General features: G+C 57.0%; 19 protein-coding genes. 10 read left to right on the top strand and 9 right to left on the bottom strand.

Annotation, left to right across the window (positions count from 1 at the left end; genetic code table 11):
- Positions 1 to 216: 216 nt before the first annotated feature.
- On the top strand, positions 217 to 540 hold the full coding sequence (locus tag ACB040_RS17525; RefSeq protein WP_371155789.1) for a hypothetical protein: 324 nt from the start codon (positions 217 to 219) through the stop codon (positions 538 to 540).
- Here the strand turns inward: ACB040_RS17525 and ACB040_RS17520 are convergent.
- Positions 537 to 1,154, bottom strand: a complete 618-nt coding sequence (locus ACB040_RS17520) for a recombinase family protein (protein ID WP_058059818.1) — start codon at positions 1,152 to 1,154, stop codon at positions 537 to 539. The genes ACB040_RS17525 and ACB040_RS17520 overlap by 4 nt on opposite strands.
- 605 nt (positions 1,155 to 1,759) lie before the next feature.
- Between ACB040_RS17520 and ACB040_RS17515 the strand changes: the two genes are divergently transcribed.
- Complete coding sequence (locus tag ACB040_RS17515; RefSeq protein WP_371155787.1) at positions 1,760 to 2,188, top strand: DUF86 domain-containing protein; 429 nt, start codon at positions 1,760 to 1,762, stop codon at positions 2,186 to 2,188.
- A 449-nt stretch (positions 2,189 to 2,637) separates the two neighbouring features.
- On the opposite strand, the gene ACB040_RS17510 is transcribed toward ACB040_RS17515, so the two are convergent.
- Genes ACB040_RS17510 through ACB040_RS17500 form a run of 3 tightly spaced genes read right to left on the bottom strand, consistent with a single transcriptional unit; the run spans position 2,638 to position 5,317 of the window.
- On the bottom strand, positions 2,638 to 3,669 hold the full coding sequence (locus tag ACB040_RS17510) for a DUF2955 domain-containing protein (RefSeq protein WP_167565534.1): 1,032 nt from the start codon (positions 3,667 to 3,669) through the stop codon (positions 2,638 to 2,640).
- Positions 3,659 to 4,783 carry an HlyD family secretion protein gene (locus ACB040_RS17505; protein WP_151286438.1) on the bottom strand — a complete coding sequence of 375 codons (1,125 nt, stop codon included), beginning with the start codon at positions 4,781 to 4,783 and terminating at the stop codon, positions 3,659 to 3,661. Before ACB040_RS17505 ends, ACB040_RS17510 begins: the two co-directional genes overlap by 11 nt.
- 39 nt (positions 4,784 to 4,822) lie before the next feature.
- The gene (locus tag ACB040_RS17500) at positions 4,823 to 5,317 is read right to left on the bottom strand and encodes a permease (protein WP_151286439.1); all 495 of its coding nucleotides are present in this window, start codon (positions 5,315 to 5,317) and stop codon (positions 4,823 to 4,825) included.
- Between the two features lie 319 nt (positions 5,318 to 5,636).
- Between ACB040_RS17500 and ACB040_RS17495 the strand changes: the two genes are divergently transcribed.
- Together ACB040_RS17495 and ACB040_RS17490 are read left to right on the top strand one after the other, a co-directional pair.
- A complete protein-coding gene (locus tag ACB040_RS17495) occupies positions 5,637 to 5,891 on the top strand; it encodes a helix-turn-helix domain-containing protein (protein WP_042878568.1) in 255 nt (84 codons plus the stop codon).
- A complete protein-coding gene (locus ACB040_RS17490) occupies positions 5,891 to 7,210 on the top strand; it encodes a type II toxin-antitoxin system HipA family toxin (protein ID WP_371155785.1) in 1,320 nt (439 codons plus the stop codon). The genes ACB040_RS17495 and ACB040_RS17490 overlap by 1 nt, the downstream gene beginning before the upstream one ends.
- Before the next feature lie 418 nt (positions 7,211 to 7,628).
- On the opposite strand, the gene fhuB is transcribed toward ACB040_RS17490, so the two are convergent.
- From fhuB to ACB040_RS17465, 5 genes are all read right to left on the bottom strand, one after another.
- The gene (gene fhuB / locus ACB040_RS17485) at positions 7,629 to 9,611 is read right to left on the bottom strand and encodes a Fe(3+)-hydroxamate ABC transporter permease FhuB (protein ID WP_371155783.1); all 1,983 of its coding nucleotides are present in this window, start codon (positions 9,609 to 9,611) and stop codon (positions 7,629 to 7,631) included.
- A complete protein-coding gene (locus ACB040_RS17480) occupies positions 9,608 to 10,492 on the bottom strand; it encodes an ABC transporter substrate-binding protein (protein WP_371155793.1) in 885 nt (294 codons plus the stop codon). Before ACB040_RS17480 ends, fhuB begins: the two co-directional genes overlap by 4 nt.
- 34 nt (positions 10,493 to 10,526) lie before the next feature.
- Positions 10,527 to 11,291, bottom strand: a complete 765-nt coding sequence (locus ACB040_RS17475) for an ATP-binding cassette domain-containing protein (RefSeq protein ID WP_113740549.1) — start codon at positions 11,289 to 11,291, stop codon at positions 10,527 to 10,529.
- Positions 11,292 to 11,337: 46 nt separating this feature from the next.
- Positions 11,338 to 12,984: a multidrug ABC transporter permease/ATP-binding protein gene (locus ACB040_RS17470; protein WP_139741992.1), complete on the bottom strand. Its 1,647-nt coding sequence runs from the start codon at positions 12,982 to 12,984 to the stop codon at positions 11,338 to 11,340.
- A gap of 79 nt (positions 12,985 to 13,063) precedes the next feature.
- Positions 13,064 to 15,187: a TonB-dependent siderophore receptor gene (locus ACB040_RS17465; protein WP_263718282.1), complete on the bottom strand. Its 2,124-nt coding sequence runs from the start codon at positions 15,185 to 15,187 to the stop codon at positions 13,064 to 13,066.
- A gap of 395 nt (positions 15,188 to 15,582) precedes the next feature.
- Between ACB040_RS17465 and mioC the strand changes: the two genes are divergently transcribed.
- The 6 genes from mioC to ACB040_RS17435 all read left to right on the top strand — a co-directional run bounded on the left by mioC (position 15,583) and on the right by ACB040_RS17435 (position 21,401).
- Positions 15,583 to 16,032: an FMN-binding protein MioC gene (mioC, locus tag ACB040_RS17460; protein WP_033138545.1), complete on the top strand. Its 450-nt coding sequence runs from the start codon at positions 15,583 to 15,585 to the stop codon at positions 16,030 to 16,032.
- A gap of 508 nt (positions 16,033 to 16,540) precedes the next feature.
- Positions 16,541 to 18,430, top strand: a complete 1,890-nt coding sequence (mnmG, locus tag ACB040_RS17455) for a tRNA uridine-5-carboxymethylaminomethyl(34) synthesis enzyme MnmG (protein ID WP_005357220.1) — start codon at positions 16,541 to 16,543, stop codon at positions 18,428 to 18,430.
- A gap of 8 nt (positions 18,431 to 18,438) precedes the next feature.
- The gene (gene rsmG / locus ACB040_RS17450) at positions 18,439 to 19,065 is read left to right on the top strand and encodes a 16S rRNA (guanine(527)-N(7))-methyltransferase RsmG (RefSeq protein WP_005339331.1); all 627 of its coding nucleotides are present in this window, start codon (positions 18,439 to 18,441) and stop codon (positions 19,063 to 19,065) included.
- A gap of 26 nt (positions 19,066 to 19,091) precedes the next feature.
- The gene (locus tag ACB040_RS17445; RefSeq protein ID WP_005357226.1) at positions 19,092 to 19,895 is read left to right on the top strand and encodes a ParA family protein; all 804 of its coding nucleotides are present in this window, start codon (positions 19,092 to 19,094) and stop codon (positions 19,893 to 19,895) included.
- Positions 19,892 to 20,800, top strand: a complete 909-nt coding sequence (locus ACB040_RS17440) for a ParB/RepB/Spo0J family partition protein (protein WP_005342343.1) — start codon at positions 19,892 to 19,894, stop codon at positions 20,798 to 20,800. Before ACB040_RS17445 ends, ACB040_RS17440 begins: the two co-directional genes overlap by 4 nt.
- 190 nt (positions 20,801 to 20,990) lie before the next feature.
- A complete protein-coding gene (locus ACB040_RS17435) occupies positions 20,991 to 21,401 on the top strand; it encodes an ATP synthase subunit I (protein ID WP_047437761.1) in 411 nt (136 codons plus the stop codon).

The raw sequence follows: 21,401 nt of genomic DNA, 5'->3' as shown, positions 1-21,401 counted from the left end.
TCCAGTATTCCAACTTTGTCACGAACGAACAAAATCAACATTTTCAATAAGTTGATTGAACACCAATACCTTCGGTGCCATGCTGAAATCATGTTCATTGGTGGAGTAACACGATGGATGCGTTCAGTTGGGGAATGGTAGGCTTGCTGGCCTTCTTCACGGTTGTCTTCGTGTGGAGTCTGTATAGCTACAAGGCGCAAGCAAAAGAGAGACACCATGAAACCGATCGCTGATATAGCCCTCATGGCGGTGGTTGCGCTGGGCTTGATGGCACTTGGCGACACGCTGTTAGCATGGCTGCTGATCTGCCTACCACCGGTTTACTGGTGCTGGCCAATACTGGCCTGGGCCACCAGGCGCCCCATCACGGCCAGGTTGCAGTTAATGGCTCTTGCCGCACTCACCTGCTGGCACTGGCCCGCCGGGCTGTTCACTGCGCTGAGCATCGCACTCATCTGGACAGCGAAAAACCTCAAGACAACCCCACGCCCAAAGCGCAAGGGTGGGCCGGTCATCAAAAATTACTACTTCTGGAGTTAACTGCGTGTCTCCTTGGCCACACTGGCGATAAGGTACCTTGAGCAACCAAGCATCTCCTGAATCGCGGAATAACTGTGGCCTGTCACCAACAGCCTGGCGATGTGCTGACGCTTCTTCTCATCCTTCTGCCTACCACGGTATTTCCCTTCATCCCTGGCCTTGGCAATACCCTGCTGCTGCCTGCGACGGCGATCTTCATAGTCTTTACGAGCAACGGCTGCGAGCATATCCAACAGCATGCCATTTACAGCCTGCAAGATGGCGCTGGTGAACTCGGAGCGGCTGCCCCCCTGTAATGCCACCCAGGAAGTCGGAAGCTCAGGAGAAACGATGGAGAGCTGTTTCTGTGCCAAAAGCTGCTTCAGTGTTTGCCAATCCGTCTGATTGAGACGGGCCAGACGATCAATCTGCTCTACCAGCACAATGTCACGATCTGCAGCGTCGCGGATCAGCCTCATAAGCTCAGGCCTGTCCAGCGTCGCTCCAGACTCATTCTCCACATAGAAACTGGCAATCTGATGGCCATGCTCAGCAGCAAAACCAATCAGCAGCTCTCGTGCCCGCTCAGCATCCTGTTCCACTGTCGATGCACGTAAATACGCCCGTATGAACATTGAAACCCCCATCGGTCTGTTTAAACTGGTTCCCAATTATTGGTTCAATATAAGTGGTTTCAATATGATTTTCGAGAGGGTATTAAGTGGTTTTAATGGGGTATACCTTTTTAGAACCACCACATGACGATCGAAACACAACCTTTCGATAGCCTTTTGATCTGACAGCACAAACTTTAAGTGTGATCCGTCATCACAAAGTCGCTTTTGAGTTGTATTTGGGTATTTAAGCGACGTTGCTCACCATTCCTGATCTGCTGAATGGGATGCCAAAGGAGGAAATCTACAGAAGCTGGGCTTGTTCGGTGAGTCATCTTTTCGACTCACCGAACAAGCCAGCAGCCAAGCGCAGCGCGGCAGGCTATTGAACGTTACGTACAAAATCCCAACCATGTGACACCATACTGACAAGTATTCTGTCTCAAACTACCAAATGACCGTACCAAGGGGACAGCTTGCCCGAGCACCAACTGGGATCTGGCGGTGGCCTTTGCTCCGACTAAACAGAGTGGACTACTGGATACAGCACTGAAGAACTGCTGGCGCTGTAGTGCAATGAGTTCTGGGGGAAACTCTCGGTTATCGATTTAAGTAGAGAAGTAGAGATGAGCGATAACGCTTATATCGGCGCTTTGCGCACCAGCTTGTCGCGCTACCAGGCGGAGCTGTCAGAGATCCGGGCAATTCTGGCGCAGCGTACCCTTTCCAATCTGGAGTACCGCGCCGCCGAGCGAATCCTGCAGGTTTCTATCGAAACGAGTATTGGCGTGGCAAAACACTGGGCCAAAACACTGGCAGGCCATACCCCACAGGATGCCAATCAGGCATTCGAGTTCCTTGTCCTACGTGGTGAGCTATGCCCCGACACTTTGATCTGTTGGAGCAAGCTCATTGGCCTTCGCAATACGCTGGTGCAAGACTATCTGAATATTGACCCCGAGATAATTCTCAGTGTGATTGCTCCTGGCTATAGCGACCAACTGTTTACGTTTGCAAAGCAAGGTCTCGACTGGTTGGCTGCCCATATTGATTGAAACTTCGACATCATCTTTCTGTTTGCCTGTTGTAGCACGTTATCAAGCGGCATCAACCCAGCCATTCGATTTGCTCAGTTGCATTGGCCAGGATAGCGTAGGGGCATTACAGCTGGTTACCGAAGGGCACGATGTTCCAGATGTCAGGCGAATCGACTACAAGGCCATTTCCGATGACGAGCTCGAGCAGATCCTGACCAGCTACAAATCAGGAATCCCTTTGGGGATGGTTAACCATAAACCGGGGCAGTCATCATTGCCTGGGTAGTGTTTCTTAAAAAAATAAGAAAAATTACATCATTCCTATGATTTTTATAGCCATTTACAGTCATACAATCAGATCTATCACATCGATTGATCGATTAACCCTCGCTTGCCAATAAAAAGAGCCCCTGATTTCTCAAGGGCTCTTTTTTTATGACTACGGCTGAAGCAGTAGAGGCAGGTTCTCAGCCAGGGTGGTGGTCGGCTCGCTGCACTGCCACCTCGGCAGGCGATCTGGGCTGCATGATAATCAGTGCCATTACCCCGAGGATCACCGCCAGCATCACCGAGCCGAAGCGGATCATGCCATCGCTCAGCGCATCGATGCTGGTCGAGGTAATCGAGTAGAACACCAGCACGACATAGCTTGAATAGAGCAGCTGAATCGAGTTGTAACTGGCCTTTCTCTCGACGGCGTGGATCCCCATAAACAGGGCGCACACCAGAGTGACCCCCAGTTGCCCAATCAGGTTGGTTTGAAACACGCACATGATCAGGGGCGGCACGGCATAGAGCACGCTGGCATAGGTGGTCAGCAACCGCCGGATACCGTAGTTGTGCCCCAGCGCCGGATTGGGATCCTTGATGATCAGCGCGACCACGATGGCAATGATGGTGCTCTGCTCCAGATCCAGGGTGATGCCGACACAGAGAGTAGCCAGCACCAGCACCGCCTTGAACAGAGTGTGCCAATCCTGATGAGGCGTCTTGCCTGCACTGCTGGCTGCTGCAGAGGCATCCGTTAACGGCTCACCACCCGGGAAGATGAAATAGGCCAGATACGCGGTAAACCCTGCCACGAAGATGTTCTTAAGCAACGCCAGCGGTATCTGGTCGACCGAAATCCCCTTCTGTTTGACGAACACCGCAATCATGGCCGTCGCCACGATGAGCAGGATTGCTATCAGGTCCTGCGCGTTTTTTCGGGTGCGATCCATGCACCAGTAGAAGACGCCCAGCAGCGCGAGGTAATAGACATGGGGGTAATCCAGCAACAAGGTTGCCAGCCATGCCTGTATCCAGGAGGTCAGATACAAGACCCCGGCCATCAGAAACACCATGATGAGCGGTGGCGGGTTATGGGTGGTGGTGAGAAATACCGCGCACATGGCCGGGGCCAGCAGCGGTAAATCCGTACCAAAGACAAATTGCCAAAACAGCAGCAGCACCGGAAACAGCGCTACCCGCAGCAAGGCATTGGCTGGACTATGAAACATAGCTTATGTAGCTCCATGCCCATATCCAGATATCTGCCAACCGCTCACCCAGATAGGACTCTCCCGGGTAGAAGGCGACGACAGCACGACCGCCGAAGCGCGGGTTCACGCCGGGCGGAAGGTCATCAAACTGGATATTGACCGGGAAGCGCTGGGCGCTTGGCTGGGAGGTAGGGGAATCCAGCAACCCAGTGCCGGTATTGACCTGCAGGCTGCCATTGCCACTGCTGCCAAAACCGATGGAAGTGATCTTGCCGGTGAAAACCTGGCCCGGATAAGCATCAAACACCAGCTTGACGGCATCATCCCGCTTCAAATAGGCCAGCGAGTTCTCCCGCACCATGGCGGTCAGCCAGAGCTTATCGGTATTGATAAACGTCAGCAGCGGCTGGCCTGCGCTGGCATAGTTGCCTTTGGCCAGCGCCAGATTGGTAATGACACCATTGGCGGGTGCCTTCAGCTCGGTGTGTTCGAGATTGAGGCGGGCCTGGGCTCGCTTGTTGAGCACGGCCTGAATCTCGGGGTTCTCTTCACCGCGCGGGCCAATCTCAAAACGGGCCTTTTCCAGCGCAGAGACGGTTTGCGCCAGATTGGCCTCGGCGGTTTGCAGCTGGGTCAGGCTGTCATCCATGGCTGCACGGCTGATGGTGCCCTTTTTCAGCAGGGCCCGATATCGCTCCACCTGCAATCTGGCGTTGTTAGCAGCAGCGCGGGCGGAAGCCTCATTGGCTTTCGCAACCTTGATGGAGGCAGAATCGGCATGGTATGACTGGGCAGCCTGTTGCAAAGCGAGCTCGGCCGCCTTCTCCTCCAGCTCAAACGGCGCTTTCTCGATGGTGACCAGCAACTGCCCTTTCGACACCTCATCGTTATTGGCGGCATGGATGCTGGCCACCGGGCCGGATACCTGCGGCGCAAGACGGATCACCTCGCCATTGACTCTTCCCATATCGGTCATGGGGGTCACCCGATCGGCCCACAGGCTGTAAATCCAGAGAATAAAAACCGCCAGGAAAATACCATAAGTCAGCGAACGGGCCTGCTTGGTCTTGTCCTGTGCAGCAGGCACGGTAGCGGCCGTTTTCTCGGTTGCCGCGCTCTTCGGATCACTCATGAGGGTTATTCCTTTTCTGAAATAAATGGGGAGGCAGAATCAATCCAGAAGGCTAACTTTCTTAAAGATCAGATTCTGTTTGGTGCGATATTCAATAAACAGGGTGATAACAAAAGCAAATCCACCGACCAGAATGGCGGCCCAGAAGCTGGAGACGGCCATTTCACCCATGTATTTGGTCCAGATCACCGCCAGCGCCACAAACCAGCCGAACAGGGCAGCACACTGGGTAATCGCTATAGGCAGCATGGTGCGCAAAAACGAGGGATTGAAGCTGCTTTGCAGCGCAGGACGAGCCTTGTGCAGATGGTTGACGAACAGCTTGGCGGTGATCAGCGACAGTATGATCCCCAGACCGAAGGTCAGGGATACCGCCTCCCCCCACACCGATGTCTGCTCGTGGGCAATGGCATTGACCGACAAGGGTACAAAATCGACCCCCTTGAAATGCCAGTGTGCAATCAAGCCGTTGATCACACCGTTAATCAAGCCTGCGACAAGAGAGTCCTGAAGCCGGATATCTGGTTTTGACATTAATTAACTTCCTCATCACTGAATATAAAAATGGCTACAAATGCGAAGAACCGGCTAGAACTATCATCTCACAGCCGCTCGAACTGACTGTTGATAATACTCGTTTCTTTCGGATCCTGTTATGTCAGTACACAGCCTACATTAACTCGGATGGCTCAAGTTTCTCCCCTGCTAACCTCCTGCTTACCCGCTATATAGGATAAATCTTAAATACTGCCTATAGCGTGTAAACAACCTTTACCCGCCACAGCAGGTAAAACTTGATGTACCTGCCATAGCGTGTAAATTGGAAGAAGGCACGCTACCAGGTTGTCGAATCATGAAAGTAACCAGCGCCAAGCAGCTGAGCGCCTGTATCAAGGATGCCAGGCTTTCTCAAAAGCTCTCTCAAGGCAAAGTGGCCGAGAAAGTAGGGATTAGGCAAGACACAGTCTCCAGCTTCGAGCTCAATCCTGAGTCCACCAAGCTGGAGACCCTGTTCAAGATCCTCGCGGCACTCGAATTGTCACTGGACATCAAACCCCGCAATGAGTCATCCGAGAGTCCGGCATCGGGCTGGAAGGAGGAGTGGTAATGGCCAATCTGGCTGTCTACATGAACGGCTATCGGGTAGGCACATTCACCAAAACTACCAGCGGCGCCCATCAGTTTCAGTACCATGAGTCATGGCTAGCACAACCGGGCAGCCGTCCCATCTCACTCTCCATGCCATTGCGCCATCAGGCCTACCGGGGCGATGAAGCCTATAACTTCTTTGACAACCTGCTGCCAGATAATACAGAGGTGAGGAATAGGGTTGTAGCACGCTATCAAGCGGTATCAACCCAGCCCTTCGATCTGCTCAGTTGCATTGGCCAGGATAGCGTAGGGGCATTACAGCTGGTTACCGAAGGGCACGATGTTCCAGATGTCAGGCGAATCGACTACAAGGCACTTTCCGATGACGAGCTCGAGCAGATCCTGACCAGCTACAAATCAGGAATCCCTTTGGGGATGGTCAGGGAGCAAGAGGAGTTCCGGCTCTCTATCGCCGGGGCGCAAGAAAAGACTGCACTGCTCTATCTCGATGGCCGTTGGTACTTGCCACTCAATGCAACGCCGACAACCCACATAATCAAACTCCCTATCGGCAAGATTGAAAGCCACTCCTACTCGATAGACCTCTCCCAGAGCGTAGAAAACGAATATCTCTGCACTCTGATTGCCAAGGAGTTTGGTCTACCCGTACCTAACTGCTTCATGATGCAGGTTGGCCAGGTCAAAGCACTGGCTGTGGAACGCTTCGACAGACGTTACGCTGCCGATCGCAGTTGGATCATGCGCCTTCCCCAAGAAGATTTCTGTCAGGTATTGAATGTTCCGTCAGCACGGAAATACGAGAGCCATGGAGGACCAGGGATCACTGACATCATGAAAACCTTGCTGGGCTCTGTGACACCAGAACAGGATCGCTACCTGTTCATGAAATCTCAGGTCCTGTTCTGGCTGCTGGCGGCCACCGATGGCCATGCAAAGAACTTCTCGGTCTTTATTGGACCGGAAGGGCGTTTTCGCCTGACCCCTTTTTACGACATCCTATCTGTCTATCCAGTGTTTGGCGGCCGAGGCCTCAACCGAAGGGACGCCAAGCTCGCTATGGGCCTAGCAAGCAGCAAGGGAAAGAAATACGCCATTGAGCAGGTATTCCCGCGTCATTTCTTCCAAACGGCGAAAGCTGTGGGATTTGAGCGTTCTGCTATGGAAGAGATCCTGACAGAACTGGCCAACTCCGTTGATGATGTTATTGAGCGTGTTACCCAGCAATTGCCAGCGGGCTTCCCCGATGCCATCAGCAGCACCATTCTAGAGGGCCTAAAAGCCCGCTCAGCCAGGCTGATAAAGGGCTGGGATTAAATTGGCGGTATGTGGGATGATTGCACGGTTAGCCAAACCACCTATGTGAAGTTTGCACGGTTCGAAGAGTAAAAGCGGCTTTCTAGGCACCGGACGATGCTATAGTCGGTTCAAAATATGTTCAAAACTCACCTAAAAAGCGGCTTTGACTGCGTGTGGTGGCATCGCGTTGATTCATATGGGAAGGCTGCACGATCGAGAATGGACTATGTGGGAACGCTGCACGATGGCAGAAACCCGTGAGCGGCCTCTCAATATGCTGTTTTAGTTACTTTTACCCCAAGTGGCCCCCGAAAAGTCACTAACATATTGAAGATAATAGATTATTTACATTCTGCATCGGCAAGTAAGCCGGTTCGGCAAACAATAAAAAGCCCGGGTTCATCCCGGGCTTTTTGTATGTTTTTTATCCGCAAACCTAGAGGCGGCGCAGGCACCACATGAAGTAAGCGCCCCCTAACAGGGTGGAGACCAGACCGACCGGCACCTCCTGCGGGAAGAGGATCTGCTGGCCGACCCAGTCCGCCGATACCATCAACAGGGCGCCGGAAGCGGCGGCCCCACGCAGGTGCCAGCGAGCCCGCACCAGCCCCATCATCTTGGCCATATGTGGCGCCAACAGACCGACGAACGAGAGCGGCCCCACCACCAGGGTGGCACTGGCGGTGAGCACGGCCACCAGCAGCAGGATGGCAAGCTGGGCACGGTTGAGGCGAATACCGAGTGCGGTGGCTACCGCCGCCCCCATCGGCAGCAGATCGAGCCAGCGGCTCACCAGCAGGCAGGCGGCCAGCATCAACAGCGCCAGCCCCACCAGCCCATAGGCCACCGGCAGGGTGACGTAATAGGTAGAACCGGACATCCAGGAAAGCAGTTGCTGCACCCGCATGTCGCCGTTGGCCAGCGCGATGGCCTGCAGCGGCTCGAACAGTGCCGTGATGGCAATACCTGAGAGCAGGATCCGCTCCGGCTGGAAGCCGTGCTTGCGATTGACCAGCACCAGCAGCAAGAGACAAGCGAAGGCCCCGATCAGGCCGCCCAGCAGCATTATGGGCAACGGCAAAGCTGGCAGCAGTAAGGCCGTCGCAATCACCCCCATAAAGGTGCCGCCGCTCACCCCCAGCAGCTCCGGGCTCGCCATCGGGTTGTTGCTGACCCGCTGCAACAGGGTGCCCGCCAGCGCCAGCAGCACGCCAGCCGCCCCCGCAGCCAGAGTGCGCGGCAGCCGCCACTCCAGCTGGGCCTGCCAGCGGAGCCAGCTTGGCCAGCTCCAACCCGTAATTCCCTGCCCAAACAGCAAGGAGGCGACCACGGCCAGCAGCAGCCCGACCAGCAACAGGCCAATAAGGCGAGCCGGAGCCGGATGGCGAGCCACCAGCAGGCCGGCGTTTGCCTTCGGCGTACCCGACTTGATGCCAAGGCGCGGGATCAACCAGAGCAGCAGCGGCGCCCCCAACAGGGCGGTCATTGCGCCGGTAGGGATCAAAACTGGCCAGAAGCGGCTCAGGCTCTGCAGCAGCAGATCGGTCGCCGCCAGCAGCAAGGCTCCCAGTATGGGAGCCCACAACAACCGCTGGCCGAGCTGGCGGATCCCGAGCAGCCGCACCATAGCGGGCGCTGCCAACCCGATAAAGCCGATCAGCCCAACCACGCTCACCACGCAAGCGGTGACAAACACCGCCAGCCCCAGTCCGGCAAAACGCAGATGCTGCAGGGAGACCCCCAGACTGCGGGCGCTGGCATCATCCAACTCCAGCACCGCCAGCGGGCGCACCAGTACCGCGGCCAGCGCAGCGGCTGCCAGCAGGCGGGGCAACAGGTAACTCACCCCGCTCCAGCTGTTCTGCACTAGCGAGCCACTGCCCCACACCAGCAAGCCCTTCAGCTCCTCCTGAAAGAACAGCAAGAGCCCCATGCTGATGGCCGCCAGATAGAGGTTGATCACCAGCCCGGCAAAGACGATGACCACCGGATTGAGCTGACGACGCCAGGCCAGGGCAAACACCAGTGCCATCGCGAGGCTGCCACCGGCCATGGCGATCCACTCCCGCCCCAACAGCAACCAGGAGGGGGCAAACAGGGTCACCATCATCAACGCCAGTTGGGCACCGGAGGCCACCCCCAAGGTGGTCGGTGACGCAAGCGGGTTGCGCAGCACCTGCTGCATCAGGATGCCCGCCAGCCCGAGCGCCGCCCCGGCCAGCAGGGTGACAGCCAAGCGGGGCAGCCAGCTGAAATGCACCACTGCTTGGCTGACGTCATTCAGATTGGGGGCGAAGAGGCTCTGCCACCAGAGCGCACCGGGCAGCTGGCGAGCCAGCTCCCAATACGCGAGCGAGAGGGTCAACCCCAGCAGGATCGAGACCGGCCGCAGCAGCGGCGATGTGAGCAGTCGCTTCATCGGCTCGCCTCCATACGCTCGGCATCTTGCAGCAATGCATCGCTGAGCAGACCGGCGAAACGGCGGGCTGCCAATACGCCACCAAAACTCCAGACCGCAGGCAGATGCAACACGGGGGCTTGACGTACCAGCGGCAGATGCTGCCACAGCCCAGGCTCCTGCAGCCGTTCGCTCACCCCTACCGGGATGGGATCGACCACCACCAGCCACGCGGTTGGCAAGGTCATAAACTGCTCGATGCTGACCACCGAGAAACCCCAGTCATTAGTCTGCTCCTGCCAGCCATTACGCAGCCCAAGCCGCGTCATCACCGCATCGAACAGGCTGTGGCGACCAAACACCCGCACATGGCGCTCATCGATAAACTGCACCACCAGCAGGGGCGGCAGATCCGCAGGCAATCCGGCCTGCATACTGGCAAGATCCCGATCCAGCCCGGCCAGCAGCCGTTCGCCCTCGGCGGTTTTGCCCACCATACGGGCGAGGGTCAGGGTCACCTCGTGCAGTCTCTGCCACAGATCGGTTTGCTCATCATAGAGGGCGATGGTGCTCACCGGTGCAATGCGGGAAAGAGTTGGCGCCAGCGGGGCCGCCAGCGGCGAGATGAGGATGCGATCGGGTTTGAGCTCCGCCAGCAGCTCGCGGTTGGGCTGGGTGCGCAGGCCGATATCCACCACTCCGGCGGGTAGCCGTGGCTCGCCGACCCATGCCTGATAGGGGCCAACATCCCCCACCGCCAGCGGTGTCACCCCGAGTGCCAGCAGGGTCTCGGCTATGGTCCAGTCGACGGTGGCGATACGGGGTTGCGGCGCAGAAGCGATCGGGGATGTGTCGGCCTGCACCGCAAGTGGCAGCAGCAGGCTAATAAGGCAGGGTGCCATCTTCTTCAATAAACGGTTCAAGAGAGCCCCCCAGTCAGACGATGGCGATGGGATGAGCATGGGCCGGGTGGCGAATGACCTCCATCGGGATGCCATAGATGGCGTGCAGGGTCTCGCTGGTCATGAGCCCCTCAGGTTCGCCGTGGGTAAGCAGGCGGCCGGAGTGGAGCGCCACCAGCCGATCACAGAAGCGGGAGGCCATATTGATGTCGTGAATGACGATGATGACCCCAAGGTTAAGCTGACGACTCAACTGCTTGACCAGCGTCAGCACCTCCACCTGATGGGCCACATCCAGCGCGGCCAGCGGCTCGTCCAGCAGGATAAAACGGCTCTCCTGGGCCAGCAGCATCGCCAGCCAGACCCGCCCCCGCTCGCCGCCGGAAAGGGTATCCACCAGCCGATCGGCAAAGCGTTCGGTATGGGTAAGGGCGATGGCCCGCTCGACCTGACGGTGATCCTCCGCCCCCATCCGGCCCAGCAGGCCGCGCCAGGGGTAGCGGCCCATCTCCACCAGCTCCCGCCCGAGCAGATTCTCGGCGCTCGGCAGATGCTGGGGCAGATAGGCCACCTGACGGGCAAACTCCCGATTGCCCCAGTCGGGCAGCGGCTTGCCATCGAACAGGATCTCGCCGTCGCTGAGAGGTTGCTGGCGTGCCAGCAGCTTGAGCAGGGTCGATTTACCCGACCCATTGTGGCCGATGAGGCCATAGACCTGTCCCTGCTCGAAACGCAGGTCTGTGGGGTGCAGCAGCGTGCGGTCATTGACCGTGAAGCTGGCTGATTTCATCTCGAACATAAGCAATTCCTGTGCTGGCTTGCCGCCAGTCTCATCGGTGCCGGTATCAAGCCGGCACCTCGCAATCCAGATGGGCGATCGCATCGCGGCTCACTTCGGCGCGGCGCGCCCCGGTCAGCTCAGTGAGCTGGCCCTGGCGCATCTCCAGCAGGCGATCGGCCAGCGGGAAGTAGTGATCGTCGTGACTGATGGCAATCACCGTCTTGCCCATCTCCTTGAGGCGCGGCAACAGCACCTGATAGAAGATGCGGCGGAACTGGGGATCCTGATCCGCAGCCCACTCGTCAAACAGCATCACCTCGCGCTGCTCGGCCAGCGCCAGCAGCAGGGCGACCCGCTTGCGCTGCCCCTGAGAGAGTTCGATATCGGCGATAAAGCCATCCTCGATGGTGAGCTTGCTGCCCATCTGCAACCGCTCCAGCCACTCGGCCACCAACTCATCCTTGGGTTCCGGCCCCAGCAGGTGCTGGAACAGGTGATAGTCGGTAAAGATGGCGGAGAAGAGCGCCAGATAGCCATTGCGATCTGTGACCGGCTCACCATCCAGCAGGATCCGGCCCGATACCGGCTGGTAAAGTCCGGTCAGCAGCATGGCCAGGGTCGACTTGCCGGAGCCATTGCCGCCGATGATGAAGATCTGCTCCCCCTTTTCGATGACCAGATCGATGGGGCCAACGGCAAAGCCGCCCTCCCCCTGATAGTGAAAGCTCACCTGCTCCAGCTCGATACGCTGCCAGGGGCGGATGGCGGGCGGCAGCGGGAAGTCCGCATCCGGCTCGGCCAGATTGAGGGCGGCGATCTTGTCGAACGCCACCTGAGCGGCAAGCAGGGTCGGCAGGGCGCCAATCCCCTGCAACAGCGGGGTGCGCAGGAACAGCAGGGTCAGGGCGAAGGTGGCGGCCACATTGGTGTTGGCCCAGCCAAGGCCGTTGGCCAGAAAAAAGACCAGACCGATGGCCCCCAGCATCATGATATTCGACCAGTTCACCGCGCTCAGGTGATAGGTGTCGGCGCGAATGATCTGCTGGCGGTAGTCACGGGCATTCTGCTCATAGAGCTGGTGGTAAACGAAGTGAGCCCGCTCGCGGTTGAGCGCCAGCTCCTTGCTGCCGGCGATGATGGCCTGATAGTTCTGATAGAGCCGATCTTCGGCCTGACGCATGTGGGAGAGATGGCGATAAACACGGTTCACCAACAACCAGCCCACCACCATGGTAATCGTGACCCAGAGCGCGGTCACCCCGAGTAATGCAGGAGAGAGCCAGCCAAGATAGAGGGCAGAGCCCAGCGTGAGCACCAGCCCCTGCACCAGCTCAGGCAGGCGCACGAAGGCGATGGTGATCTGGCCGATATCGCTGGAGAGGGAGGCCAGCAGCGGCCCCTGACCAATCTGGCGGATGCGGGCGACATCGGTATCCAGCAGTTGCTTGAGCAGACGGCCGCGCAACCGGTAGACAAAATGGTGACCGAGAGTGGTCAGGGCCAGCTGAGATCCGAGAGTGATCACCAGCAGCAACACAATGAGGCCGACCAGCTGACCGAGGATCGGCAGCGGATCACCTATAGATTCGATAAGAGACTGATTGATAAAGGCAATAACGCCAATCCCGCTGACGGCACTGAGCAGACTGAGCAGGGTAATGGCGATAAAAGGCCAACGATATTGGCGATAAACCAGAGACAAGAGTTCCATAACGGACCGGTATTCCAGAGAGATCTGAACAACTGCGGGTGAAAAGAAGGGCGGGAATCCGGTTCCCGCCCGACTTCGATTACCAGCGGTAGTTGATGCTGCCCACTACGCTGCGCGGCTCGCCGTAGTAGCAGTAGTAGTCACAACTGGCCACGTAGGTTTCACCCAGCAGGTTGTTGACGTTGAGCTGGGCGCGCCAGTTCTTGGCAAAGTCATACCCGATCATCGCATCCCAGACGGTATGGGCCGGCACCTCGGCAGAGCCGTAGATGGGGGTGTAGTCCGCATTCACGGCGCCAATACCCACGCTGGAACCGATATAACGCACACCGGTCCCCAGCTCCAGACCCGAAGCCACCCCTTGCAGCACCTTGTAGTTACCCCAGAATGAGGCCTGGTGGCGCGGGATCAGGCTGGCACGGCGATCGCCACTGCCGGTGTCGTTGGTTTTGGCATCGGTGTAGGTATAAGCAGCGGTCAGACGCAGCGCATCTGTCACCTGCACGCTCCCTTCCAGCTCAACCCCCTGAGAGGTCATCTCGCCAGCTTGGGTCTGCTGGCCTGAGCCACTGGAAACCAGAGCGTTACTTTGCTCCAGATCGAACAGCGCCAGATTGATGTAACCGTCGAGGAAGGCAGGCGCATATTTGACGCCTGCTTCATACAATTTTCCCTCACGGGATTTATATGAAGTTTTGGTATTCGGATCGATCCCGGGCAACATCAAGAACGACTCAGAATAAGCAAGATATGGCGAGATGCCGTTGTCGGCCAGATACATCAAGCTGCCGGAAAGGGATAGCGCATGATCGTACTGCTTTTCATCTCTATCATATGTTTTGCTGATGTTATGGGTCTCGACATAGTCAAAGCGACCACCTCCTGTCAGCAACCAGCGATCGTCCCAACGGATCTGATGCTGGGCATAAATCCCCTCTTGGGCCATGGTTGTTTTCTGATAAGTGGCCGTTGACTCATCAAATCCAGGGAAGCCGCTGTAATCCGGATTCTGGGTATCTATGGTCCCCATCCATGAATCCGCTTCCATCCCCTTGTTGACATGACGCTGCAGATCCACCCCAAGCAGCAGGGTCTGCTCGGTGCTGTCGGTGTTCCAGTAGCCCACCATCTGATTATCCATAGTGGCACTCTTGGTATTGCCATCCCGATAGATCATGCCACGGCCACGAACCGGCATATTTTCATCGGGAGTCGCGGGCCAGGCAGCCCAAGGATAGATATAGGTCTGGCGCAGCAGCAGATCGTTATAGTTGAACCGAACCTTCTGCTTGAACTCCCAGCTCTGGTTGAGCTGGTGGGCCAACTCATAACCGGTGGAGAGCTGGGTATTGCGGTTGCGATCGTAATCCGGCTGGCTCAGGTTGGTGGAGGGATCAATCTGGCCACCTGACGTATTCAGGGTGCCATAGACCGGGAAGAAGCCGTTGGTCGGGACTCCTTCGTCGTGCAGGAAACTGGCCAGCAGGGTCAGGCTGGTACGATCCGAAAGATCGAAGGCGACGCTCGGCGCCAGATAAACCCGATCGTTGTAAGTACCGGTAAGCACCCCATCACGCTCTTTATAGAGAGCAACCATGCGGTAGCGGCTGTTGTCGGAGAGCGCATCAGAGACGTCCACCCCGACCTGACGATGATCCCGGCTGCCAAGCTGCAGATCCACCAGCCCTTGCGGCGTGGTGGTCGGTCGCTTGCTGATGGCATTGATCACCCCGCCCGGAGGCGCTACGCCGTAGAGCATTGAAGCGGGCCCCTTCAGCACTTCCAGACTCTCCAGGCCGAACGGTTCCGGCGTCCAAAGATAGTAACCAGAGCCAAACAGGATGCTTCCATCGAGATAGGAAGCAGCATCGAAGCCACGCACCTTGAACCAGTCGGTGTTGTTGTCGGAACCATAGAGGCCGGTCAATACGCCGGAACGATAGCGAAGCGCCTCATCCAGCTGCAACACGGCGTGCTGATCCAGCTCCTCGCGATTAACCACTGAGACGGCGCGAGGGGTCTCGGCCATCGGCACTTCCACCTTCATGGCCGTACCGGTCACCACCATGGTTTCGCTGGCTTTGGGCAGCTCAGCGGTGGTTTGTTCGGCCATAAGCGGCAGGGAGACGAGCAAACCGGAGAGCGAAAGCACGCCGAAGGCGCCCTTCTTGCCGGGTCCTGTAGTGTATTTTTGCGCAATCATATTAAAGTCTCGTTTATCAATGAGTTATGTTGTTTTAATTGTTATTTGTGGTCGTTTGTCACGACATTACCCTGTTCCATGGGCGAATAAAGCAGCGCAATCCTACTACAGGAGCCGTGATCGAATCGATTCAATAATTGCTAATCATTTGCATCTACATTGTTATCTAGCTGCATCGTTGGCAGGATTTCGCGGGGATGGGCGTCATCAGGAGAGCCATTAGCGGAGAAGAAAATGGAGAGGAATATAAAGAAGCAGAAAAAAGATCGGCAGGATGGATCCGGTGACATTATCTGACTGGATCCATTATCCCCAAGCTTTATCCATATTTATCCACACCCTTTGGCGGTAGAATCCGGCTTTCCGTTTCTTTGTCTGAAATCAGGATCCATTCCATGGCCAAACTCAATCTCGTCGTCGGCTCCATGCTGGGCGCCGCCGAATATGTCGCAGACCACGTCGCCAACCTGCTGGAACAGGCTGGCCACCAGACCCGGATCCACAACCCGGCCAAGCTGGCAGAGGTGCTGGATGATGCGGGATCCATCCTGCTGGTGGTCACTTCCACCCATGGTGCCGGGGATGTGCCCGACAACCTGCAACCCTTCGCCAAGGATCTTGCCGAGCAGCATCCGGATCTTAATTCATTGAAATATGGCGTGATCGCCCTTGGTGACAGCAGTTATGACACCTTTTGCCAGGGTGGCAAGACGCTGGATCGGCTGCTGGCCGAGTGCGGTGCCAGCCGGATCGGCGAGCGGCTCGACATCGATGTGACCCAACACGAGATCCCCGAAGATGCCGCAGAAGTGTGGATCCGCGACTGGATGACGATGATCGCCTGATCAGCGTGCGGGAGATCCTGAAAAAAGGCTTGATCTCCCCACTTATCCCCAGATCGACTATCCACCATGTTATTAACAGATTGATCCGGGGGAGTTGTTCTACACGGTTACCCACAAGGCCCAGGGGTAATGTGCATAACTACGGTGTAAAGCTCTGCAAAACCTATAGTTATCCATGTATTAGATCCAGACTGACAGACCTCTGTGTATAAAAGTCCTGGTTATCCCCTCGTTCACCGGGCCAGGATCCAAGCTTTTCCACAAGCTAGGATCGTCCTTAAATTAATGATCTTTATGATCAAAAAGTGCTTATCAACAGAAAGGGCGGATCCTAATAAGAGATCCAGTAAAAGATCGATCTAAAGATCCTTAAGATCTAATTAGTGGATCCTCCCTTCATACTGAACGTTAAGTAGACGTTCCCCTCAGGACGCGAAACAGATAGAATGTTCCGCCCTTTAGCCCAGGCAAATAAAGATCTTCAGGCGTGCAGATCAAGGTGATCCCAATGCAATACCATGAACAATTTGATGTGATCGTCGTCGGTGGCGGTCATGCCGGAACCGAAGCAGCAACAGCGGCAGCCCGCATGGGCATGAACACCCTGTTGCTGACCCACAATATCGATACGCTGGGACACATGTCCTGTAATCCGGCGATCGGCGGGATCGGCAAGGGACACCTGGTCAGGGAAGTTGACGCACTCGGCGGGATCATGGCGCGTGCCATCGATCTTGGCGGGATCCAGTTCCGCACCCTCAACTCCTCCAAGGGCCCGGCGGTGCGAGCCACTCGTGCCCAGGCGGATCGCCTGCTCTACAAGGCCGTCGTTCGCCAGATGCTGGAGAACTACCCGAACCTGAAGATCTTCCAGCAGGCCTGTGACGATCTGATCATGGACGGGGATCGTGTTGCCGGTGTGGTCACCCAGAGCGGGATCCGCATCAGTGGCAAGACTGTGGTGCTGACGGTCGGTACCTTCCTGAACGGTTTGATCCACATCGGAATGGAAAACTACAAGGGCGGCCGTGCCGGGGATCCTCCCTCGATCGCATTGGCTCAGCGCCTGCGCGAACTGCCGCTGCGCATCGATCGTCTCAAGACGGGCACCCCTCCGCGCATCGATGCCCGCAGTGTCGATTTCTCCGTCATGCAGGAACAGCATGGCGACGATCCGCGTCCGGTCTTCTCGTTTATCGGCAATGCCAGCCAGCATCCCCGTCAGGTGCCCTGCTACGTCACTCACACCAACGAGCGTACCCACGAAGTGATCCGCAATAACCTGGATCGCAGCCCCATGTACGCCGGGGTGATCGAGGGGATCGGCCCGCGCTACTGCCCGTCGATCGAAGACAAGATCACCCGTTTCGCCGACAAGACTGCGCACCAGATCTTCGTCGAACCGGAAGGCCTGACCACCCACGAACTCTATCCGAACGGGATCTCCACCAGCCTGCCGTTTGACGTGCAGGTGCAGATCGTCCGTTCCGTGCGCGGCTTCGAGAACGCCCACATCACCCGCCCCGGCTATGCCATCGAATATGATTTCTTCGATCCGCGGGATCTCAAGGCCAACATGGAGAGCAAGTGCATTCCAAACCTGTTCTTCGCCGGCCAGATCAACGGCACGACCGGTTACGAAGAGGCGGCGGCACAAGGCCTGATGGCCGGTCTGAACGCGGCCTTGCGTGCCCAGGACAAGGATCCCTGGAACCCGCGTCGGGATCAGGCCTACATGGGCGTGATGATGGATGATCTCTCCACCCTGGGGACCCGCGAGCCTTACCGCATGTTCACCAGTCGCGCCGAATATCGCCTGCTGCTGCGGGAAGATAACGCTGATATCCGCCTGACTGCCATCGGTCGCGAACTGGGTCTGGTGGATGACGAGCGCTGGAGCAAGTTCAACGCCAAGATGGAACAGGTCGAGCTGGAGCGTCAGCGCATGCGTTCAACCTGGATCCACCCGCAACATCCGTCACTGGAGGCAGTCAACGCCCTGGTCAATACCCCGCTGACCCGCGAGCAGAGTCTGGAAGAGCTGCTGCGTCGCCCCGAGGTGACCTATGATGCGCTGATGGCCATCGAAGGTGTCGGTCCTTCCGTGACCGATCCTGCCGCGGCCGAACAGGTTGAGATCCAGATCAAGTACGCCGGTTACATCGAGCGTCAGCACGATGAAGTGGAAAAGCAGCTGCGCAACGAGAACACCTTGTTGCCGCTGGATCTGGATTATCGCGAGGTGAACGGCCTCTCCAACGAGGTGAAAGCCAAGCTGAACGATGCCAAGCCGCAGACCATTGGTCAGGCTTCCCGCATCTCCGGCATCACCCCGGCGGCCATCTCCATCCTGCTGGTTCACCTGAAAAAACACGGCCTGCTGCGTAAAACCGCCTGAGGAATCCCATGTTGGAAAGATTGAACGGCCTGCTCAAGCAGGCCGAAATTGTTATCACCGATACCCAAAAGAGCCAACTGGTGCAGTTGGTCGAGTTGCTGCACAAGTGGAACAAGGCTTACAATCTCACCTCGGTGCGAGATCCGGACGCAATGCTGGTCAAGCATATCCTCGATAGCCTGGTGGTAAGCCCCCACTTGCACGGTGAGCGCTTCATCGACGTGGGGACAGGTCCCGGCCTGCCGGGATTGCCGCTGGCGATCATCAATCCGGACAAGCAGTTCGTCCTGCTCGACAGTCTGGGCAAGCGGATCAACTTCATCCGTCAGGTGATCCAGGAGCTGGGTCTGACCAATGTGACGCCGGTCAAATCCCGGGTTGAAGAGTATCAACCCGAGGTGGGGTTTGATGGTGTACTGAGTCGGGCATTTGCCTCGCTGGAGGACATGCTGAGCTGGTGTCACCACCTGCCGTCAGAACAGGGTTGCTTCCTGGCGCTCAAGGGACAATATCCCGAGCAGGAGCTGGCCCAGTTGCCTGCCAATATCCGTCTGGTAGCCTGTCATGAGTTGCGGGTGCCGGAGCTGGAAGGCGAACGGCATCTGCTGGAATTCAAACATATCCAGCCCGAATAGGGTCGCAGTTTCATTTAGGGGATCGTGTGGGAAAAGTCATCGCCATAGCCAACCAGAAGGGTGGGGTGGGTAAAACCACCACCTGTGTGAATCTGGCCGCCTCCATGGCTGCCACCCGGCGCAAGGTGCTGGTGATCGATCTGGATCCGCAGGGCAATGCCACCATGGGCAGTGGTGTCGACAAGTATGATGTCGAGCGCACCGCCTATGAGTTGCTGATCGAGGATGCCCCCATCAGCGAAGTGATCATCCCCGAAACCACCGGGGGCTATCACCTGATTGCCGCCAACGCCGACGTGACCGCGGCCGAAATCCGTCTGATGGAATTTTTCGCCCGCGAAATCCGCCTGCGCAATGCGCTGGCTTCGGTGCGGGACAAATACGACTACGTCTTCATCGACTGCCCGCCCTCTCTCAACATGCTGACCGTGAACGCCATGGCCGCCGCCGACTCTGTGCTGGTGCCCATGCAGTGCGAATATTACGCGCTGGAGGGGCTCACCGCCCTAGTCGACACCATCAGCAAACTGGCCGCTGTGGTCAATCCGGAGCTCAAGATCGAAGGGGTGCTGCGCACCATGTTCGATCACCGCAACCGGCTGGCCAATGATGTGTCCGATCAGCTAAAACAGCACTTTGGCGACAAAGTCTACCGCACCATCATTCCCCGCAACGTTAGACTGGCTGAGGCCCCGAGTTTCGGTGCCCCGGCCATGCACTATGACAAATCATCGGTGGGCGCCAAGGCCTACCTGGCACTGGCTGGCGAGATCCTGCGCCGCCAGGAGCAGGAACGTCAGGCGACCATCGCAGACCGAGAGAGCATATGACTCCGAAAAAACGTGGACTGGGCAAGGGGCTGGATGCCCTGCTCAGTACCAGCACGGCTGCCCGCCAGAAACAGGTGATGAGCGATCAACGTACTGAAGAGGCCATGGCCCCCACCAATCAGGGCGAGCTGCGTAAGCTGCCGGTGGAGTGGTTACAGTCCGGCAAGTACCAGCCCCGCAAGGATATGTCCCAGGATGCACTGGAAGAACTTGCCAACTCCATCCGCGCCCAGGGGGTGATCCAGCCCATCGTGGTACGCCCTCTCGGCGAACAATCCTTCGAAATCATCGCCGGTGAGCGGCGTTGGCGCGCGTCCCAGCTGGCGCGGCTCGAGGTGGTGCCCTGCATCGTCAAGGATGTACCCGACGAGGCTGCCGTCGCCATCGCGCTGATTGAGAATATTCAGCGGGAAGACCTTAATGCCATCGAAGAGGCGGTCGCTTTACAAAGACTGCTGACCGAATTCGAACTCACCCACCAGCAGGTGGCCGAGGCGGTGGGCAAGTCCCGCACCACGGTGACCAACCTGCTGCGTCTCAACCAGCTCAACGACGACGTGAAGCGTTTCGTCGAGCATGGCGACCTCGACATGGGCCATGCCCGTGCCCTGCTGGCACTGAGCGGCCAGGCCCAGTCTGAACTGGCCAAGCTGGTTGCCCAGAAAGGGCTGACCGTACGCGATACCGAGAAGCTGGTGCAAAAAGCGCTCGAACCGGCAAAAGCCAGGGTCGAACCGGCCCGTGATCCGCAGATCGGCTACCTGGAGCGCCAACTGGCAGAAAAAATTGGCAATCAGGTGCAACTTCAGCCTGGCAAGCGGGATAGCGGGAAGTTAGTAATAAGTTACGAGAATTTGTCCGATTTGGACCGTATATTGGGCTATTTTGGCGTGTCGGAATCGTGATTTTTACGCTTTTTGTAGTAATAAAACATCCATTCCTTTTGATATGACCATAACCCTGATTTGCCGCGGAAAGCCTCAAAAATTAAGGATTTTTGTCATATTGCAATAGCTGCCCTCAAGGGTATAATTTGACCGGCTTTAAGAGCTGTTAACATGGGGTCTTCGGATCCCGATTTTTTACAGTTCTGTAATGTTCAGGGGTAGGTTGGTGAAGCAGAAAATAGCCTTGGAAGGTTTGACACTGGCCTGGGTTATGCTCGTTTGTCAGCTCATCCTGATCCTGGCGATGAGTGCCGTCTGGTTTTACCTGACTGGTGCCAGCGCCGGTTATTCCGCCCTCTACGGAGGGGGGATGTACTGGGTTCCTCAAGCCTTGTTTACTGTCTGGGTGCTGCGCCGCAAGGTGACAACCGAGAGTGTGGGCCTGGTTTTGCGGGACTTTTATGGTGGGGCAGGGATTAAGCTCATTTCTACAACAGGTCTATTCGCCCTGATGTTTGGTGCGGGAGTCGAGGTCGTTACCGTCTCGTTTTTCGCCACTTATATCCTCGCCCTCGTTGTACAGTGGATGGTTTCATTCACGCTTAACAACCACTATTAG

This window comes from Aeromonas sp. S11(2024) (genome assembly GCF_041402345.1).
Lineage (GTDB): Bacteria > Pseudomonadota > Gammaproteobacteria > Enterobacterales > Aeromonadaceae > Aeromonas > Aeromonas veronii.
Note: the sequence above shows the minus strand (reverse complement) of the source record. Positions and strands in the feature narration are given on the sequence as shown.

Coding starts and splice junctions, on each gene's coding strand:
- ACB040_RS17525 (WP_371155789.1), top strand. CDS start 217: ATGAAACCGATCGCTGATATAGCCCTCATGGCGGTGGTTGCGCTGGGC.
- ACB040_RS17520 (WP_058059818.1), bottom strand. CDS start 1,154: ATGTTCATACGGGCGTATTTACGTGCATCGACAGTGGAACAGGATGCT.
- ACB040_RS17515 (WP_371155787.1), top strand. CDS start 1,760: ATGAGCGATAACGCTTATATCGGCGCTTTGCGCACCAGCTTGTCGCGC.
- ACB040_RS17510 (WP_167565534.1), bottom strand. CDS start 3,669: ATGTTTCATAGTCCAGCCAATGCCTTGCTGCGGGTAGCGCTGTTTCCG.
- ACB040_RS17505 (WP_151286438.1), bottom strand. CDS start 4,783: ATGAGTGATCCGAAGAGCGCGGCAACCGAGAAAACGGCCGCTACCGTG.
- ACB040_RS17500 (WP_151286439.1), bottom strand. CDS start 5,317: ATGTCAAAACCAGATATCCGGCTTCAGGACTCTCTTGTCGCAGGCTTG.
- ACB040_RS17495 (WP_042878568.1), top strand. CDS start 5,637: ATGAAAGTAACCAGCGCCAAGCAGCTGAGCGCCTGTATCAAGGATGCC.
- ACB040_RS17490 (WP_371155785.1), top strand. CDS start 5,891: ATGGCCAATCTGGCTGTCTACATGAACGGCTATCGGGTAGGCACATTC.
- fhuB (WP_371155783.1), bottom strand. CDS start 9,611: ATGAAGCGACTGCTCACATCGCCGCTGCTGCGGCCGGTCTCGATCCTG.
- ACB040_RS17480 (WP_371155793.1), bottom strand. CDS start 10,492: ATGGCACCCTGCCTTATTAGCCTGCTGCTGCCACTTGCGGTGCAGGCC.
- ACB040_RS17475 (WP_113740549.1), bottom strand. CDS start 11,291: ATGTTCGAGATGAAATCAGCCAGCTTCACGGTCAATGACCGCACGCTG.
- ACB040_RS17470 (WP_139741992.1), bottom strand. CDS start 12,984: ATGGAACTCTTGTCTCTGGTTTATCGCCAATATCGTTGGCCTTTTATC.
- ACB040_RS17465 (WP_263718282.1), bottom strand. CDS start 15,187: ATGATTGCGCAAAAATACACTACAGGACCCGGCAAGAAGGGCGCCTTC.
- mioC (WP_033138545.1), top strand. CDS start 15,583: ATGGCCAAACTCAATCTCGTCGTCGGCTCCATGCTGGGCGCCGCCGAA.
- mnmG (WP_005357220.1), top strand. CDS start 16,541: ATGCAATACCATGAACAATTTGATGTGATCGTCGTCGGTGGCGGTCAT.
- rsmG (WP_005339331.1), top strand. CDS start 18,439: ATGTTGGAAAGATTGAACGGCCTGCTCAAGCAGGCCGAAATTGTTATC.
- ACB040_RS17440 (WP_005342343.1), top strand. CDS start 19,892: ATGACTCCGAAAAAACGTGGACTGGGCAAGGGGCTGGATGCCCTGCTC.
- ACB040_RS17435 (WP_047437761.1), top strand. CDS start 20,991: ATGTTCAGGGGTAGGTTGGTGAAGCAGAAAATAGCCTTGGAAGGTTTG.